The sequence below is a fragment of the Micromonospora sp. NPDC049275 genome (genome assembly GCF_043197115.1).
In the GTDB taxonomy this organism is placed as follows: domain Bacteria; phylum Actinomycetota; class Actinomycetes; order Mycobacteriales; family Micromonosporaceae; genus Micromonospora.
Genome location: NZ_JBICSN010000001.1, coordinates 836,297 through 852,557, shown reverse-complemented (window position 1 = coordinate 852,557; position 16,261 = coordinate 836,297). Strand labels below are relative to the sequence as shown.

Genomic DNA, 16,261 nt, shown 5'->3' with positions numbered 1-16,261 from the left:
TGCTCGGACGAACCCGTCCGAGCAGGGGCTGTGTCGTTCTTGGGTTCTACCGGCTGAGGCGCTTCTGTCCGGCCACCACCGCCGCCTTGATCTCGGCAGTCGACCGGCGAGGCCCGGGCGCCGCCGTACGCGCACCAGCGGGCGTGCCGGTCCGCACGGCTGAAGTGTTGTCCTCCGACAGGTAGCCTGACGGGCCGCTCAGCAGCGCGCCCGCCGCGCTCTGCTGCTCTGCCCAGACCACCGGCTCACTGCCGAAGATGAGCCCCGTGTGCACCGAGCCGCTGAACTCGTCGAGTACCTCCGAGGCTTCCGGGCTGAGCTGGGTGCTGGTCCCCAGGGTGAGCATCAGCGGCCCGCGCAGCGTACCCATCATGGCCCCACCGGCGAGCGCGTCCGGCCAGTCGCTGCCGGTGGCGATACCGACGTGGTTCTCGCCGCCGAAGAAAGCCCACGCGGTCAGCGCTGCTGTCTCGTACCGACTGTCACCGACCACCGGCACCGAGCCGTACGCCGCACTGGCCTGGGCGGCGTGCAGGCCGATGCCGTACATCTCGGTGCCGGCCGGCAGCGCGTCGAGGTAGGTCTTCGTGGCTGGCGCGAGCGTGGCGTTGTTTGTCAGCACCAGGACGGCCGTCTTTCCGTCCGCGAGGAGGCCGCCGGTGGCGGCACCCGCGGCGAGCGCGTCCGGATAGTCCATGCCGGTCGCCGTGAGCACCACGTCGGGCCTGGTGTCGATGGCATTGGCGACGGCGATGGAGGTGCCGAACCGGTCGGCACCGGCCAGTCGGACCGTCTGGTAGCCGAGCGCCTTGATCTGATCCTGCACGCTCTGGCTCAGCGCGCCGGTGCTGCCGAGCAGGTAGACGGTCCCCCCTGGTGGGAGGATCCGCTGGATCTCCGCCTTGGCATTGGGATCGAGCGAGGTGGGCGGGGTGAGTAGCAGTGGGCCCTGCTTGGCCACGGCCAGCGCCGCGCCGCCGAGCCCGTCCGCGAACACGTCCGAACGGGACAGGACAACCGACTTGGCCTCCGCCTGCTGGCCACCGATCGTCCCGACGCCCCGCCAGAGCGACTGGGAGATCTTCACGGCGGTGGTGTGCCGGTCGGTGCCGGAGAGCCGGACCACCCGGTCCCGCCGCAGCGGCTGGTACGCCGGCAGGCCGGCCTTCGCGGTCACGGTCGGGGTGTCGGCGGTGCTGCCGCTCGCCGTGGCCTCGGCCACCGTGTCGCCCTGACTGAAGGCGATCACCTGGCCGCTCGGAGACCAGGTCGGGTTGTCGTGGTCGACCGGGTTGCTGGTGACCTGCACCAGGTCGCCGCCGGACAGGTTGCTGACCCAGATCTGCCGGTGGGTGCCGTCCGACCGGACGAAGGCGACCCGGGTGCCGTCCGGCGAGATCGACGGGTTGCTGGCGTCAGTGGTGATCCGTTGGTAGGTGCCGAAGTTGATGATGCCGATCTCCGGCGTTCCGGTCGGAGCGCCACCGCTGTCGGCCTGGCGCTGAACGACCAGGCGGAAGCTGAGGTTGGTGTCCGGATTGAGGTAGTGCATGCCGTCGTCGGGAGTGACCCGGACCGGCTGGTACCCGAACGAGCTGACACTCTGCTCGATTCGCGACGGCGTGCCGGCCGTCTTCTCCGCCCAGATCACCCGGTCGCCGTTGCCGATCCACTGCACGTCGGTGCGTTGGGCGGTCGGGTCGGTGTCGGGGTCGAGGATGGGATAGACGTTCTCGCCGTCGTTCCACCTGACGGTGGCCACGTAGCCGTCGTCGGTGACGAAGACACCCCGGCTGCCGTCCGGGGACCAGGCGATCTGGTCGATCGGATAGGACGTCGTCAGGGAGACCGGGCCATGCACCGTGGTGCTGCCGTCGGCGATGGTCAGTCGGCCGCCGGTGCTCGGCAGCGCCGCGTGCGCCGGGCTCGCGACAGTGATCCCGGCAGCACCGACGACGAGCACCGCGGCCGCGACGGCCGGGCGACGGATGAGATGTTGAAGCAAGGAGACTCCCGAGTAGAGGGGCGCGATCTCTCCGGTGGGGCGGCCGGACTCTCCCGGCTGCCCAGGGGCGCTCGGACGGACCCTACTGTGATCGCCGACGATGCGATGTACCGTCCGTCCTCCCTCGGGGACGACATCACGCGTTCGCTCAGGACGGCCCGGATCGTCGCCGGCAGACCGGTCGGCCGATTGAGCCTCCTCTGTATGGTCAATTCACCCGACCGACTCTCCCTCAGGGCGACGGGGGAGCAAAGGATCTCTTAAGGTTCTCGCATCTGCGCCGCCCCGCCCCGGATCAGCCGGTGGACGGGTGGAAACCTACGGCGTTCTCTTTCAGCAGGGAGTTCCCTTGCCTTCATCCCTTCGCAGGTCCGCCGCGCTTGCTTCGGCCCTCGCAGTCGGCTCCACCGCGCTCATCGCGGGCGCGCCGGCCGCCAACGCCAGTCTGTCGGGCTCCGGCGAGGTCCTGACGATCAGCAACAAGAGCACGTCGATCAAGTTCATCGGTGACGCATCGCGCACCGTGCTCAACAACCCGTTCGGCGAGACGATGGCTAACGCCTCCTGGTCGCCGGACGGCAGCCGGGCTGCCTACATCGATCCGGACGGCGGCATCACGTCGATCCGCTTCGACGGCAAGGGCGACCTGTGGTACGTCGCTCCGCCCGAGGACGGGGTGACCCGTACCAGCCCCTCCTACCGGGGCGACGGCGGCAGCCTCGTCTGGGGTGAGAAGGCCGGTTCGAGCGGCAAGTGGGTCGTCCGGGTCGCGCCCAGCAGCTCCGGCGCCTACGGCGGCCAGCTCTCGCCGGAGGACGGCCAGCACTATCTCAACCCGGACGGCGGCCCCAATTCGACGGTCGTCTTCCAGCGGCAGGCCGACAACGGTTCCGGCCTGCCGACAGGCACCCCCGCCGTGATCCTCTACGACTACAGCAGGCCCGAAGCCGAGCGGGTGACCCTGGTCGACGACAACGGGGCCAATCCGTCGATCTCCCCCCAGGGGGACCGGATCGCCTTCGTGCGCAACGGTCAGATCATCGTCTCGGACCTGACCGGCGAAGGTGAGGTGGCGGTGACCAGCAACGCCGCCGCGCACGACAACCCCACCTGGTCGCCGGACGGCAAGAAGATCGCTTTCAGCCAGGGCACCCAGGTGGCCACCGCCGCAGCCGACGGCACGACGGCGGCCAACCCGACGGTGGTCTCCACCACCGCTGGCGTCCCCGCCTACCAGCCGCGGCGCAAGGACCGCGCGGTCCGGCTCTCCGGTGCGTCCCGGTTCGGCACGGCTGCCGCCGTGTCCCAGTCGCACTGGAAGTCGGTGACCGACCAGAGCGACACGCGGGAGCAGGCCGGCGCGGTGGTGCTGTCCCGTTCGGACACCTTCGCGGACGCGCTCAGCGGCTCCGCGCTGGCGGCCGCCAAGCGGGGACCGTTGCTGCTGACCCCGTCGACCAGCCTGGAGGCGAGCACCAAGGCCGAACTCCAGCGGGTGCTGGCGCCGGGTGGCGTCGTCTACCTGCTGGGTAGCGCGGGTGCCCTCTCCACCTCGGTCGAGAACGAGGTCAAGGGGCTCGGCTACACCGTGCGTCGGCTGGCCGGCGCCGACCGCTTCGGCACCTCGGTGGAGATCTCCAAGGCCATCGACCCCACGCCGGACCTGGTGCTGCTCGCCACCGGCATGAACTTCCCGGACGCGCTCGCCGCGGGTGCGGCGGCCGGCTCGTTCGACGCTCCCGGCAGCGGCACCAGCGCCGTGGTGGTGCTCACCAACGACTCGGCGCTGCCGACCGCGACCAAGAGCTTCCTGGACTCGCTGTCGAACACCGACCGCGTCATCTTCGGGATCGGACGCGGCGCCGCCGCGGCCGCCGAGGCGTACGACCCGTCCGGGATTCCCCTCTTCGGTGCGGGACGCTACGAGACCGCGCTCCTCACCAGCTACGTGTTCTTCGGTGGGTCGTCGCACATCGGCCTCGCCACGGGCACCAACTGGCCGGACGCCCTCGCCGGCGGTGCGCTGATGGGTCTGCTCAACGGCCCGTTGATGCTCACCCCGGGCACCAGCGGCACGCTGGGCGTCGAGGCGCAGTGGCTGCTGGACGAGAACAGCGCCTCGGTGAACACCGCGTTGATCTTCGGATCGACGGCGGTCGTGTCGTACAGCCAGCAGACCCAGGCTGGCACGTGGATCGGCGGCCCGCTCGGCTTCAGCCGGGTGGACAACCCGACCAACGTCCGCATCGCTGCGGGTGCCCGCTCCACGGCGGGGCTGCGCACCACCGGCGGTGCCGGCGTCCGTACGCCCGAGCAGGCGGTCGCTGCGGCGAAGGCTCTGACGGAGCGGAAGACCCGCCGCTAGGCGGTACACACCCGCCGGTCCGCCGGCGTTGCGCAATGGAGGAGCCCGGTCGTTTCGACCGGGCTCCTCCTGTCTCTGCGGCGATTGATGACTGACTGGACTGCCACCCGCACCATTGTCGAACGAGTCCGGAACGTTTGACCCGCTTTGCCGGACAACCCGGTCGGCGGTGGATCGCTAAGCTGTGACGGCCGCGTTGCCGCGCGCCCCATTCGGGCCCGCCCGCTCCGCCTTTCACATCGACGCGAGGCTTTCCCAGCGTCACGTCAACCCGGTCCTCCGCCCGTCTCCTCCGACGGGCGTACCGCACGAAACGGGGAGTTCCACTTTGTCATCCACGTCTCCACGCCGAGCGCTCGCGATCGCCTCGGCGCTCGCGATCGGCGCCACCGGCCTGGTGGTCGCCACGCCGGCCGCTCACGCCAGCCTGCCCGGCAGCGGCCAGGTCCTGACCATCAGCAACGGCAGCAGTTCGGTCCAGGTCATCAGCGGCACGACCCGATCCACGTTGAAGAACCCCGACGGTGAGGCGATGCGGGACGTGTCCTGGTCGCCGGACGGCAGTCGGCTGATCTACCACGCCCCCGATGGCAAGATCAAGTCCCTCCGGTACACCGGCGCGGACACGGTCCGGGAGGTCAACTACTCCGTTCTCAGCGACATCGAGCGGGCGGGCACGTCCTGGCTCGGCGACGGCAGCAGCGTGGTCTGGGCGCAGATGTGGAAAACCTCCGCGTACTCGAGGTGGACCATCCAGATCTCGGAGAGCACCTGGGGCGGCTGGGCCGAGACGATCTACGTCGGTGACTCCACCAAGCACTACCGGAACCCCGATGCCGGCCCCGGTCAGACGATCGTCTTCCAGCGGGAGGACGACGACGGCAGCGGTCAGCCGACCGGCCAGCCGGCCGTGCTGCTCTACGACGGTGCCAAGCCGGAGTTCAACCGGGTCACCGTGGTGGACGAGCACGGCGCCAACCCGGCGCTGTCGCCGGACGGCCGCCGGGTCGCGTTCGTCCGAGATGGCCAGATCATCACCTCTGACCTCACTGGTGCCAACGAGGTGGTGATCACCAGCAACCCAGCGGCCCACGACAACCCGACCTGGTCCCCGGACGGCGGGACTATCGCCTTCAGTCAGGGCACGACGGTGGCGACCGCGCCGGCCGACGGCTCGCGGGCAAGTACGCCGACCGTCGTCTCCACCACCGGTGGGGTGCCGGCCTACCAGCCGCAAAAGAACGACCGGGTCGCCCGGCTCTCCGGCGCCAGCCGGTTCGACACTGCGGTCCAGGTCTCCCGGTCGCACTGGGCGACCGCCGCTGACCCGAACGACCGGCGGGAGAAGGCCGGAGCGGTGGTGCTGTCCCGGTCGGACACCTTCGCCGACGCGCTCGCCGGCTCGGGTCTGGCGGGGGCGAAGCGCGCGCCGCTGCTGATGACCCCACCGACCGGCCTCGAGGCGGGCACCCAGGCGGAGATCCAGCGGGTGCTGACCCCCGGTGGCACGGTCTACCTGCTCGGCAGCCCCGGCGCGCTCTCCAGCGCCGTCGAGAACGAGGTCCGGGCCCTGGGCTTCCAGGTCAAGCGACTGGCGGGCGCGGATCGGTTCGGCACCGCGGTCGCCATCGCGAAGGAGGCCGACGTCGACCCGGCCTTCGTGTTCGTGGCGTCCGGCATGGACTTCCCGGACGCGCTCACCGCTGGTTCCGTGGCCGGTAGCGAGATGTTCCCGGGCGCGACCCACGGCGTGGTGGTGTTGAGCAACGGATCCGCGCTGCCTCCGGCAACCGAGTCCTACCTGGACTCGCTGACCACTCCCTCGGTGTGGGGCGTCGGACGGGACGGTTCCGCGGCCGCTCTGTCGTTCGACCCGAACGCGTACGGTCTGTTCGAGGCGGACCGCTACGGCACCGCCGCCTACGTGGCGCAGATCTTCTTCGCCGGCCAGCAGTACGCCGGCATCGCGACCGGTGCGGACTGGCCGGACGGGCTCGCCGGCGGGGCGCTGATGGCTGCCCTGAACGGCCCGCTGCTGCTCACCCCCGGAACGGCGACCGATCTCGGTGTCGCGGCGCGCGACTCGCTCGACGAGACCAGCGGCGCGGTGAAGGAGGGTCTGGTGTTCGGTGCGGCCGCGGTGGTCACCAACCGCCAGGCGTCCCAGGTCGGGACGTGGATCGGCGGTCCGCTCGGCTCGACCTCGGTCACGAATCCCACCGACGTGGGCGTCACGCTGAGGCGTGCTCCGACGGCGGCTGACGCCGCGGCGGCACGCGCCGCGCAGGACGTGGAGCGGGCTGCGGTCGCCGAGGTGGTGCGCAACGCGCGGCAGGCCGCCAACCGGTAGGACCACGACCAGCGCGGCGCGGCGGGCCGCGCCGGCCCGGTAGGGCGTAGGGAAGGGCTCGGCCACGACGGCCGGGCCCTTCCTCGTACCGTGGGGACGGCGGCCGGGCCCGGCCCGCCGACGGACATCGGGCGCTCACCGGCGCGGGCGCCACGCAGCGCTCCGCCGGGCCGGGCGCCGACGACATCCGACGGGCGGAAGGGCGGGTGGCGGCTGAGGCCCGAGGTCCGGTTCACTTCGTGGCCGTCGGGCCGCCGCCGCTGCCCCGGTCGTCGAGCACGAGTGGGGCTCGGCCCCTCACCGCGTACCGGATGTGGGTGACCTGCGGTGTGGGGATGACCCGGGTCGGCGTCAGCTCGATGGCCTCCTTGTCACCCAGGTCGAGGTCCGCGTCGAGCAGCCGCAGGCCGGTGCCGAGCACGACCGGTACGACGTGCAGCTCCAACTCGTCGAGCAGGCCGGCCTTGAGTACCTGCCGCACCAGGCTGCCGCCCCCGGCCACGGCGACGTTCCGGCCGCCGGCCGCCGCGCGTGCCTGCTCGACGGCGCTGGCCACGCCGTCGGTGACGTAGGTGAAGCTGGTGCCGCCGCCGCGCTGCAGGGTTTCGCGGGGCCGGTGCGTGACGACGAAGACCGGCGCGCGGAACGGCGGCTCCTCGCCCCAGGGCACCTCGCCACCGTCGGCCATCCGCCGGCCCATGACGTACGCGCCGGCGGCGCCGAACGTCTCGGCCATCACGTCGGAGTTGGTGTCCTGCTCGCCTCCGGCGAAGCCCTGTCGCTCGCGCCACGCCACGGAGTCGGTCACCCAGCGGGTGACCCGGAAGAACCCGGCAGCCTCGGCCGAGTCCGTCCAGTCGCCGTCGCCGTGGAACAGCGGGCCGGCGTAGAACCCGTCCACCGACACCGACAGCTGTGCGGTCACCTTCGTCATGTTGCTTCTTCCTCTCCGCGGGCGGCACCATGCGGGTGCCTGCTCGCAGGGAGGTCGGAGCCGATCCGGGCGCCCCTACCGCAACCAACTGTGACCTGAGTCACGCAGGAGGGGTTATGGCCTGCGGTCGATGATCGCCGCCTCGATCCGCAGACCGATGCCGGTCAGGATGAGAAAGGCGGCCAGGAGCTGCGGTTTTAGCCCGCCACTGCCGGACGACATGGTGAGCAGCGTCGTCAGGAAGCCGGCAACCAGCGACACGGTGCCCAGGACTCGCGCCGTGTCGGCCCGCCGTGACCGTGGATCCACGGCAGAACGGTAGCGAAAGCCCGGCGTCCGTGATGCCCCGCATCGTCGGCGCATCCGCGCGACTCGACGGGCTATCGCTGTCGCGCTCCGAGTGCAGGTATATCGGGCGCGGCTAGGCTGGCGATCATGCGGATTGGCATCGTGATCCTGCCGGACCAGCGTTGGGCGGAGTCGCAGCGTCGCTGGCGGCAGGTCGACGAGTGGGGCTTCGACCACGCCTGGACGTACGACCACCTGGGCTGGCGGGACCTGGTGGACGGCCCGTGGTTCGACTCGATGGCCACGCTGACCGCCGCCGCGACTGTGACATCCCGGATCCGACTGGGGACGCTCGTGGCGTCGCCGAACTTTCGGCACCCGGCCGCGTTCGCCCGGCAGATCACCACGGTGGACGACGTCTCGGACGGCCGGCTGCTGCTGGGGCTCGGCGCGGGTGGCATCGGCTTCGACTCGGCGGTGTTGGGCGGTGAGACGTTGCCGCCACGGCAGCGGGTCGACCGGTTCGCCGAGTTCACCGAGCTGCTGGACCTGATCCTGCGCGAGGATGGCACGACCTGGCGTGGCGAGTGGTTCGCCGCGGTGGACGCCCGCAACAACCCCGGTTGCGTGCAGCAGCCCCGGGTGCCGTTCGTGGTCGCCGCGAACGGCCCACGGTCGATGCGGCTGGTTGCCCGGTTCGGTCAGGGTTGGGTGACCACCGGCACCGAAGCCGACGACGTGGAGGGCTGGTGGGGCACTGTGGCGGCGCTGTCGGAGCGGATGGACCGGACGCTGGACGAGGCCGGCCGCGACCCTGCGACGCTGGACCGCTACCTGTCGATGGACGCGGCGCCGGTGTTCTCGCTCAGCAGCGCGCAGTTCTTCGCCGACCAGGTGGGTAGGGCGGCCGAACTCGGCTTCACCGACGTGGTGACGCACTGGCCGCGCGCGAGCAGTTGGTACGCGGGCGACGAGGCCGTCCTGGCCGACGTGGCGACGCGACTGCTACCCGAGCTGCGCGCCTGAGGCAGCGCGTCGAACGGCGGCCGCGCGCGGGTGGCGAGGGCTCAGGTGCCGAGATCGCCGCTGGCCACGCCACCCTCGCCACCGGAGACCAGCCGCAGGCGCAGGCAGGCGATCGGGGTGTCGTCGTCGACGGGGGTGCCGAGCCGCGCCCAGTAGGCCGAGTGCCCGGCCCGCCACTCCTCGATCGAGCGGTCGCCCTCGCCCTCGGCGCGGGCGAACTCCCAGGGCACGTCGCCGAAGCGGACCACCTCGACGCCGGTGATCTCCACGACGCCGGCCAGCGCGTCGTTGTCGTCGACAAGCGCGAGCCGCTCGCCGACCTGCTCCAACTCCTCGCCCTCTTCCGCGTACTCGGCGAGTCGGCCGGCCGTCGCGGTCTTCACGCCGGCCAGCACCAGGGTGTTCAGGGTCGCCCGCAGTTCGCCGGGGGTGCCGAGGGCGAGCGTGCGCAGAGCACCGATCCGAGGCCACATCCTGCCGAGGCTAGGCCAGCGCGGCCGGCACCGCCGCCGTAATTCGGCCGGCGCAGCTCAGATCAGCTGCGCGGCGTAGCCCGCGGCGTCGAGCAGCCGCCGGTCACCGCTGGCGGCGTGCGCGTCGAGGACCGCGTCGGCGAGCTTGACCACGTGCGCGTCGCCGTGCCGGGCCGCGCGGGCGAAGACCTCCGCCGGGGTCCCGGTGGCCACCGACGGCGGCGCGATCCCGTCGGTCGGGGCGTACACCGAGGTCACGGCCGCCGTCGCGGCCCAGGCCGCGGCGAGGCTCGGCGCCCACAGCGCCCGGTCCAGTGCCGGGAGGGTACGCAGCACGGCGGTCGGCGCGGTGACCGCGTGCACCAGCATGATCGGCTCGGCGTGCCCGTAGCGCAGGTAGTCGAGGCCGGCGCGGTGCACAAGCGCGGCGAGCCCGTCCTCCGCCTCGGTCGGCGTCCGCGCGGGGTGCAGCGCCGCGAGCGCCGGTTCCCATCGGGGTACGCCCACCAGCCGGCCCAGCCGCTCCCGGATGCCCCCGGTCTGGTGGTCGATCCGGGGTAGTCCGGCCAGCGCGGCGGCCACGTCCGGTCCCGTGCTGTCCGGTTGGGCCTCGGGCGGGCCGGACGTGGCGGCGGTGAGTAACCGGTCGGCGCCGGGCACCGGCTGCCAGCGGGCGGCCCAGTAGCCGAGGGCCTGACCCAACTCGGTGAGCCGTTGCGGGCTCTCGTCGTGCAGGTGCAGGGCGTGTACGGCGTGCCCGACCCGGATCACCCCGTGCGTGGCGCCGGCGGCGATGCCGGGCAGCAGTCGGGGCCACCAGGTGCCGAGCACGTCCCGCCACGGCTGCTCGCGCAGGTGCCTGTCGAAGTACGCCAGCCAGTCACCGGCCCGCTTCGCGTCGCCCAGCGCCACCTGCCAGTCGTCGATCGGGCGCAGCCCGCGGGGCAGCTCGTCGAGCCGGCTGAGGTAGTCGTCCAGCCAGCGGTGCACCCGTTGCCCGTGCCCGTGTCGGGCCAGCGCCTCGACGGCCATCGGCCCGTGGTTGGAGAGCCAGCCCTCGTACTCGGGGCCGGTCCGGTGCAGTCGGTCGTACGCCTCGTCGAGGATTCCGTCGCTCATGCGTCGATCGTCGAAGGTGAAGCGGGCTTCAGGTCAAGAGGGCAGATCCGTGCCGGAGATCAGGCCGGTGATCCGCAGCGCGGTGGCGGTCTCGGGCGGGCAGTCGACGGCCACCACCGAGGTGCCGAGCACCTGCGCGCCGCGCCTCGCGCAGATGTCGTAGAGGGCGTGCAGTTGCGCGCCGGTGCGTACCCAGTCGTCGACGACCAGAACGCGGTCGCCGGGGCCGAGGTGCCGGTCCCGGACGGCCAGGTCGACCTGCCGGCCCCGGTAGTCCGGCGGGCTCTGCGCCCAGGTGAGCGGGCCGGCCGGCAACCTGCCGTCGCCGGGCTTGTGCGCGGCCACGAAGCCGACCCCGAGGGCGGTGGCGGCCAGTGGCCCGAGCAGCAGGCCGGTGACCGCCGGGGCGAGCACCACTGTCGGGCGGGCGGCCCGGTACGGCGCCACCAGCGCCGGTCCCAGTTCGGCAAGCACGCTGGGGTCGCGCCACCAGCCGGAGATGTCGCTGACCAGGTGGCTGGCGTCGGGACCGGGGTCGATCCAGCGGAACAGGGCGGCCAGGCGTTCGGTCAGCTCAGCGGGCATCGGTCCATCGTGCGGCACGGGTGCTCGGCGCGTCCCCACCCGGGCCGGTCGACCCACCCGGGCTCGGATGATCGGCTACACGTAGTATGGCAAATACGGGCATAACACCATGATCACGTTGACTTCGGAAGTGCTTCTCTCGTTACGGTCCGACCCGGTTTGTTCAATCGACGAAAGGACCGGCCGGTGGTAGGCAGGCACTCCCGTACCCGCATCTTCTCCTCTCCGGCGGGCATCGCGGCCACCGCGGCGGTCGGCGTCGCCCTCGCCGTCGGCGGCACCGTCGGCGCCGTCCAGCTGACCTCGGGATCCGGGCAGTCGAGCCAGGCGGCTCTCGATCTCACCCCGACCACCGCCCCCGCCAGCCTCGCCCCCAGCTCTCCGACCGCCTCCCCGAGCGCCAGCGCCTCGCCGAGTGCGACGGCCAGCCCATCCGCCAGCCGGTCGGCGCAGGCCGCCTCCCGGGGCAAGGCCCGCACCGCGGCGCCGAAGCCGCGCCCGACCGCGAAGAAGACCACGCCGGCGGCGAAGGTGCTGGAGAGCGGCTCGTGTGGCGCCTCCTTCTACTCCGACGGGCAGCTCACCGCCAACGGCGAGTCGTTCAACCCGAACGAGTTGACAGCCGCGCACAAGACTCTGCCGTTCAACACCAGGGTCCGGGTGACCAACCCGAGCAGTGGCAAGTCGGTAGTCGTGCGGATCAACGACCGTGGCCCGTTCATCGAGGGTCGCTGCCTGGACCTGTCCCGCGCCGCGTTCGCGACCATCGCCTCGACCGACGTGGGTGCGCTCACCGTCCGCTACGAGGTCCTCGGCTGAGCGCAGCCGGGAGCGCCGTTCCGGCCGCGCGCCTGGGCCGGCCGGACAGAACACCCTCGGACGACGGGCCAGGTTCATTCACCGGTTCACGTGGATCAGGCATGCTGTCCCTCGTACCCACGCGACTCCTCCAGTCGGGCCGTAGCCCGCTGAGCCCCGGATCCCGCGCCGGCCTCGGCGCGGCCCTCGTCCTGCTCGCGATCGTCTCGGGGCTGGAGGCGGCCGACGGCCGCCGGGCGCACTATGTCGCACTTCTGGCGGCCGCCCCGCTCCTGGCCGCCGCCCTGGCAGCCTGGCGGGTGGTGCTGGGTGTCGGTGCGGTGGCGACCCTGATCGGGGTGGGCTTCGCCCTGCTCGACCCGACGATGATGCTGGTGACCTCGGTAAACGCGTTCGGCGTCGCGCTCGTGAGCGCGCTCGCGGTGGCGGTGGCCTCGATCCGCCAGCGGCAGGCGGAGCAGATCGCCGAGCTGACCAAACTCGCCTCGGTGGCCCAGCAGGCGGTGTTGCGCCCGCTCGGGCCGCAGGTCGGCATGCTCTCGGTGGCCGGTCGCTACATCTCCTCGACCGCCACCGCCGAGATCGGCGGCGACCTCTACGAGGCGATCGACACCCCGTACGGCGTCCGCATGATCATCGGTGACGTGCGTGGCAAGGGTCTGGACGCGGTCCGCCTGGCAAGCATCGTCCTGGGCTCGTATCGGCACGTGGCCTATGAGCGGGCCGACCTGCGCGCCGTCGTCGCCGACCTGGATCGTGCGGTGGCCCGCAACGTCGGCGACGAGGACTTCGTGACCGCCGCGCTGGTGGAGGAGCGGGGCGGGACGCTCACGATCGTCAACTGCGGGCACCCGTCGCCACTGCTGCTGCGCCGGGGCGCGGTGATCCCGCTGGAGCCGCCGGCGCCGGCGCCGCCGCTCGGATTCATGCCTGTCGTACGCCCCCGCGTGGAACGCCTGGAGCCCGGCGACCGCCTGCTGCTGTTCACCGACGGTCTCGGCGAAGCCCGGCGCGACGGCGAGTTCTTTCCCACCGCCGACCGGGCGTGGCGGCTGCTCGGGCACGGCACGGTCGCCGATGGGCTCGCCTCCCTGGAGACGGCCCTCGTCGAGTGGGTGCACGGGCACCTGGACGACGACATCGCCCTGGTCCTGATGGAGTACGTCGGCGCGCGCACGGGCGCGACATCGGCCGTCCCGAGCTGGGAGGTCGGCGCCGCCGAGAGCTGAGCCGAGGCGGCGGCGCGGAACTGTGTAATCGCCGTCACTTGGGTGATCGGCTTGTCGCTGCCTACCCGCGAGTAATACAGTCGGGGTTACTGATCGGTAACACCTGTCCGGAAGCGGGGCCAGCGAGCATGACCCACTACAAGAGCAACCTTCGGGACCTCGAGTTCAACCTGTTCGAGGTCTTCGGGGCGGACCGGGCGTTCGGCCAGGAGCCGTACTCGGAACTCGACACCGACACCGCCCGGAGCTTCCTCGCCGAGGTGGACCGTCTCGCCCGCGAGGACCTGGCCGCCAGCTACACGGACAGCGACCGCAACCCGCCCGTCTTCGACCCGGCCACGCACACGGCGCCGCTGCCGGAGTCGTTCAAGAAGTCGTACCAGGCGTTCATGGACTCCGAGTTCTGGCGGCTGGACCTGCCGCCCGCGCTGGGTGGCACCAACGCGCCGCGCGCCCTCTGGTGGGCCCTCGCCGAGCTGGTGCTCGGCTCGAACGCGCCGGTCTGGATGTACGCCTCCGGCCCGTCCTTCGCGCACGTGCTGCACGTCGAGGGCACCGAGCGGCAGAAGGGCTGGGCCAAGCTCTTCATCGACAAGCAGTGGGGCTCCACCATGGTGCTCACCGAGCCGGACGCCGGCTCGGACGTCGGGGCCGGCCGCACCCGCGCCGTCCAGCAGCCGGACGGCACCTGGCACATCGAGGGCGTCAAGCGGTTCATCACCTCGGGCGAGCACGACCTGAGCGACAACATCGTCCACTACGTGCTGGCTCGCCCGGTGGGCGTGGAGGGCGTCGGCGGCCCCGGAACCAAGGGCCTCTCCCTCTTCGTGGTGCCCAAGTTCCACTTCGACGAGACCACCGGCGAGCTGGGTGAGCGCAACGGCGTCTACGCGACGAACGTCGAGCACAAGATGGGTCTGAAGGTCTCCAACACCTGCGAGGTGACCTTCGGCGAGCACGGCGTACCCGCCAAGGGCTGGCTGCTCGGCGACAAGCACGACGGCATCCGGCAGATGTTCATGATCATCGAGTACGCCCGGATGATGGTCGGCACCAAGGCGATCGCCACCCTCTCCACCGGCTACCTCAACGCCCTGGAGTACGCGAAGAACCGGGTGCAGGGCGCCGACCTGATCCAGCAGGCGGACAAGACCGCCCCGCGGGTCACCATCACCCACCACCCGGACGTGCGCCGCTCCCTGCTGCTGCAGAAGTCGTACGCCGAGGGCCTTCGTGCTCTGGTCCTCTACACCGCCACCTGGCAGGACCGGGTGGCCATCGCCGAGGCGGCCGGCGACGAGAAGGCCACCAAGCTGGCCAAGCGGGTCAACGACCTGCTCCTGCCGCTGGTCAAGGGCGTCGGCTCGGAGCGGGCGTACGAGCTGCTCGGGCACGAGGCCCTGCAGACCTTCGGCGGCTCCGGCTTCCTCCAGGACTACCCGCTGGAGCAGTACGTCCGGGATGCCAAGATCGACACCCTGTACGAGGGCACCACTGCCATCCAGAGCCTGGACCTGATCTTCCGCAAGATCGTCCGGGACAACGGCAAGGCGCTGCTGGCGGTCTCCGGCGAGATCCAGGAGTTCATCTCCTCCGAGGCGGGCAACGGCCAGCTCAAGGAGGAGCGGGCGGCGCTCGGCAGGGCGCTCGCCGAGATCCAGAACATCCTCGGCGTGCTGACCGGCTGGCTGGGCGAGGCGCAGGGCGGCGACACCCGCGCGCTCTACAAGGTCGGCCTGAGCAGCCGGCGGTTCCTGCTGGCCATTGGTGACCTGGTCGTGGGTTGGCTCCTGCAGAAGCAGGCCGACGTCGCCCTCAAGGCGCTGGCCGGCGACGTCTCCGCCGCCGACAAGGCGTTCTACACCGGCAAGGTGGCCGCCGCCCGATTCTTCGCCCGCGAGGTGCTGCCGCGCATCGGCGCCGACCGGCGGATCATCGAGGGCGCGGACCTCGACATCATGGACCTCCCGGAGGAGGCCTTCTGACCGTGCCACGGCACACCTGACGGTTCCGGGTCGCACCACCCGGTACCTGCACCGGCGGCCGGCGGGCACCTGTCCCGCCGGCCGTCGCCGGCTCAGCACACCCGGTCGCCGCATTGGGCGAGCCGGGTCGGGTAGGCAGGCGACGTGGCGGGTAACCGTCGCGTGACCTCGAAAGGGAACGCCCAGAGCCACCGCACGGGGGAGTGCAGCGCACATGGGTGTAGGAAGCGGCATCTTTCTCATCGCGCTCGGCGCGATCATGACCTTCGCGATCAGGGCCAACGTCTGGTGGATAGACCTGCGCGCGGTCGGCTGGGTGTTCATCCTGGCCGGACTGGCCGTGCTGCTGACCACCCTCTGGTTCTGGCAGGACCGGCGCAAGCGGGCCCGGACCCTCATCGTCGAGGAGAACCGGCTGTCCCATCCGACGGCGATGATGCCACCGCCGCCGGACCCGCCGCCGCCGACCGCGCCACCCTCCTGATCGCCTGAGCAGGTACGCCTGAGCCACCCGTCGCGCCCGGCGGGTGGCTCAGCCGCGTGCCGTGTGCCGCTGCGCGACAGGTGCCCCGCCTCGGCCCCACTGGGTCCAGGTGGCCGCGCCGCGGTGCACGGCCAGTTCGGCGGTCCGTAAACCCTCCTCGTCCGACGTCTCCGGGTCGAGAAGCGCCGACAGCAGCGATACGCCCGGATTGTGGGCGATCAGCAGCACGACCCGAGCCGTCGGATCGGCGGTGCGGACCAGCGCCAGCAGCTCCTCGGGGTGGGCGTCGTACGCGCCGGGCTCATAGCGGACGGTCGGGCGGGGACCTGTCGGCCCACCCTCCGGCGGTGAACCGGCCATCCCCATCGCCACCCCGTGCCAGGTCTGCCGGGTGCGGCGTGCGGTCGAGCAGATCACCACGTCGGGCAGCAGGTCGTGGTGGGCCAACCAGGCGCCGGCCGCCGCCGCGTCGGCCTCCCCGCGAGCGCTGAGCGCGCGCCCGGCGTCGTCCGTGCCCTCGTCGCCCTGCTCGGCCTTCGCGTGCCGGAGCAACACCAGTGTCCGCGTCTCGACGTGGCTGTCCGTCATGCCACCAGCTT

The 16,261-nt window shown here is 71.7% G+C and carries 14 protein-coding genes; 7 read left to right on the top strand and 7 right to left on the bottom strand.

Translation table 11 applies throughout. From position 1 onward, the window contains the following. Positions 1-46 precede the first annotated feature (46 nt). Positions 47-2,005, bottom strand: coding sequence for a cell wall-binding repeat-containing protein (locus ACGFIE_RS04035; RefSeq protein WP_393290748.1), 1,959 nt, complete (start codon positions 2,003-2,005; stop codon positions 47-49). A gap of 349 nt (positions 2,006-2,354) precedes the next feature. Here ACGFIE_RS04035 and ACGFIE_RS04030 point away from each other — a divergent pair, with 349 nt between their 5' ends. Continuing rightward, positions 2,355-4,370 carry a cell wall-binding repeat-containing protein gene (locus ACGFIE_RS04030; RefSeq protein ID WP_393290745.1) on the top strand — a complete coding sequence of 672 codons (2,016 nt, stop codon included), beginning with the start codon at positions 2,355-2,357 and terminating at the stop codon, positions 4,368-4,370. Between the two features lie 328 nt (positions 4,371-4,698). Beyond that, positions 4,699-6,720, top strand: a complete 2,022-nt coding sequence (locus ACGFIE_RS04025) for a cell wall-binding repeat-containing protein (protein WP_393290743.1) — start codon at positions 4,699-4,701, stop codon at positions 6,718-6,720. 232 nt (positions 6,721-6,952) lie between these two features. On the opposite strand, the gene ACGFIE_RS04020 is transcribed toward ACGFIE_RS04025, so the two are convergent. Next, a complete protein-coding gene (locus ACGFIE_RS04020; protein ID WP_393290741.1) occupies positions 6,953-7,654 on the bottom strand; it encodes a dihydrofolate reductase family protein in 702 nt (233 codons plus the stop codon). 114 nt (positions 7,655-7,768) lie between these two features. Then, a complete protein-coding gene (locus ACGFIE_RS04015; RefSeq protein ID WP_393290739.1) occupies positions 7,769-7,963 on the bottom strand; it encodes a hypothetical protein in 195 nt (64 codons plus the stop codon). 126 nt (positions 7,964-8,089) lie between these two features. On the opposite strand from ACGFIE_RS04015, the gene ACGFIE_RS04010 reads away from it, so the two are divergent. Further along, positions 8,090-8,968: an LLM class flavin-dependent oxidoreductase gene (locus tag ACGFIE_RS04010; protein WP_393290737.1), complete on the top strand. Its 879-nt coding sequence runs from the start codon at positions 8,090-8,092 to the stop codon at positions 8,966-8,968. Between the two features lie 41 nt (positions 8,969-9,009). Here the strand turns inward: ACGFIE_RS04010 and ACGFIE_RS04005 are convergent, their stop codons facing one another. From ACGFIE_RS04005 to ACGFIE_RS03995, 3 genes are read right to left on the bottom strand one after another with little or no spacing between them, the layout of a single operon-like run. Then, the gene (locus ACGFIE_RS04005) at positions 9,010-9,441 is read right to left on the bottom strand and encodes an ASCH domain-containing protein (protein WP_393290734.1); all 432 of its coding nucleotides are present in this window, start codon (positions 9,439-9,441) and stop codon (positions 9,010-9,012) included. 57 nt (positions 9,442-9,498) lie between these two features. Continuing rightward, positions 9,499-10,560: a hypothetical protein gene (locus tag ACGFIE_RS04000; RefSeq protein WP_393290732.1), complete on the bottom strand. Its 1,062-nt coding sequence runs from the start codon at positions 10,558-10,560 to the stop codon at positions 9,499-9,501. 33 nt (positions 10,561-10,593) lie between these two features. Next, positions 10,594-11,145: a phosphoribosyltransferase family protein gene (locus ACGFIE_RS03995; RefSeq protein WP_363681004.1), complete on the bottom strand. Its 552-nt coding sequence runs from the start codon at positions 11,143-11,145 to the stop codon at positions 10,594-10,596. A 186-nt stretch (positions 11,146-11,331) separates the two neighbouring features. Between ACGFIE_RS03995 and ACGFIE_RS03990 the strand changes: the two genes are divergently transcribed. From ACGFIE_RS03990 to ACGFIE_RS03975, 4 genes are all read left to right on the top strand, one after another. After that, complete coding sequence (locus tag ACGFIE_RS03990) at positions 11,332-11,964, top strand: septal ring lytic transglycosylase RlpA family protein (protein WP_393290730.1); 633 nt, start codon at positions 11,332-11,334, stop codon at positions 11,962-11,964. Between the two features lie 101 nt (positions 11,965-12,065). After that, positions 12,066-13,193, top strand: a complete 1,128-nt coding sequence (locus ACGFIE_RS03985) for a PP2C family protein-serine/threonine phosphatase (RefSeq protein WP_393290727.1) — start codon at positions 12,066-12,068, stop codon at positions 13,191-13,193. Between the two features lie 128 nt (positions 13,194-13,321). Next, entirely contained in the window at positions 13,322-15,178 is a 1,857-nt protein-coding gene (locus ACGFIE_RS03980; protein WP_393290725.1) for an acyl-CoA dehydrogenase, read from the top strand. Between the two features lie 214 nt (positions 15,179-15,392). Then, a complete protein-coding gene (locus ACGFIE_RS03975; protein ID WP_007454197.1) occupies positions 15,393-15,662 on the top strand; it encodes a DUF6458 family protein in 270 nt (89 codons plus the stop codon). A gap of 48 nt (positions 15,663-15,710) precedes the next feature. Here ACGFIE_RS03975 and ACGFIE_RS03970 read toward each other — a convergent pair whose 3' ends face one another. Continuing rightward, the gene (locus tag ACGFIE_RS03970; RefSeq protein ID WP_393290722.1) at positions 15,711-16,250 is read right to left on the bottom strand and encodes a SixA phosphatase family protein; all 540 of its coding nucleotides are present in this window, start codon (positions 16,248-16,250) and stop codon (positions 15,711-15,713) included. Positions 16,251-16,261: the final 11 nt, after the last annotated feature.

Coding starts and splice junctions, on each gene's coding strand:
- ACGFIE_RS04020 (WP_393290741.1), bottom strand. CDS start 7,654: ATGACGAAGGTGACCGCACAGCTGTCGGTGTCGGTGGACGGGTTCTAC.
- ACGFIE_RS04010 (WP_393290737.1), top strand. CDS start 8,090: ATGCGGATTGGCATCGTGATCCTGCCGGACCAGCGTTGGGCGGAGTCG.
- ACGFIE_RS04005 (WP_393290734.1), bottom strand. CDS start 9,441: ATGTGGCCTCGGATCGGTGCTCTGCGCACGCTCGCCCTCGGCACCCCC.
- ACGFIE_RS04000 (WP_393290732.1), bottom strand. CDS start 10,560: ATGAGCGACGGAATCCTCGACGAGGCGTACGACCGACTGCACCGGACC.
- ACGFIE_RS03995 (WP_363681004.1), bottom strand. CDS start 11,145: ATGCCCGCTGAGCTGACCGAACGCCTGGCCGCCCTGTTCCGCTGGATC.
- ACGFIE_RS03985 (WP_393290727.1), top strand. CDS start 12,066: ATGCTGTCCCTCGTACCCACGCGACTCCTCCAGTCGGGCCGTAGCCCG.
- ACGFIE_RS03980 (WP_393290725.1), top strand. CDS start 13,322: ATGACCCACTACAAGAGCAACCTTCGGGACCTCGAGTTCAACCTGTTC.
- ACGFIE_RS03975 (WP_007454197.1), top strand. CDS start 15,393: ATGGGTGTAGGAAGCGGCATCTTTCTCATCGCGCTCGGCGCGATCATG.
- ACGFIE_RS03970 (WP_393290722.1), bottom strand. CDS start 16,250: ATGACGGACAGCCACGTCGAGACGCGGACACTGGTGTTGCTCCGGCAC.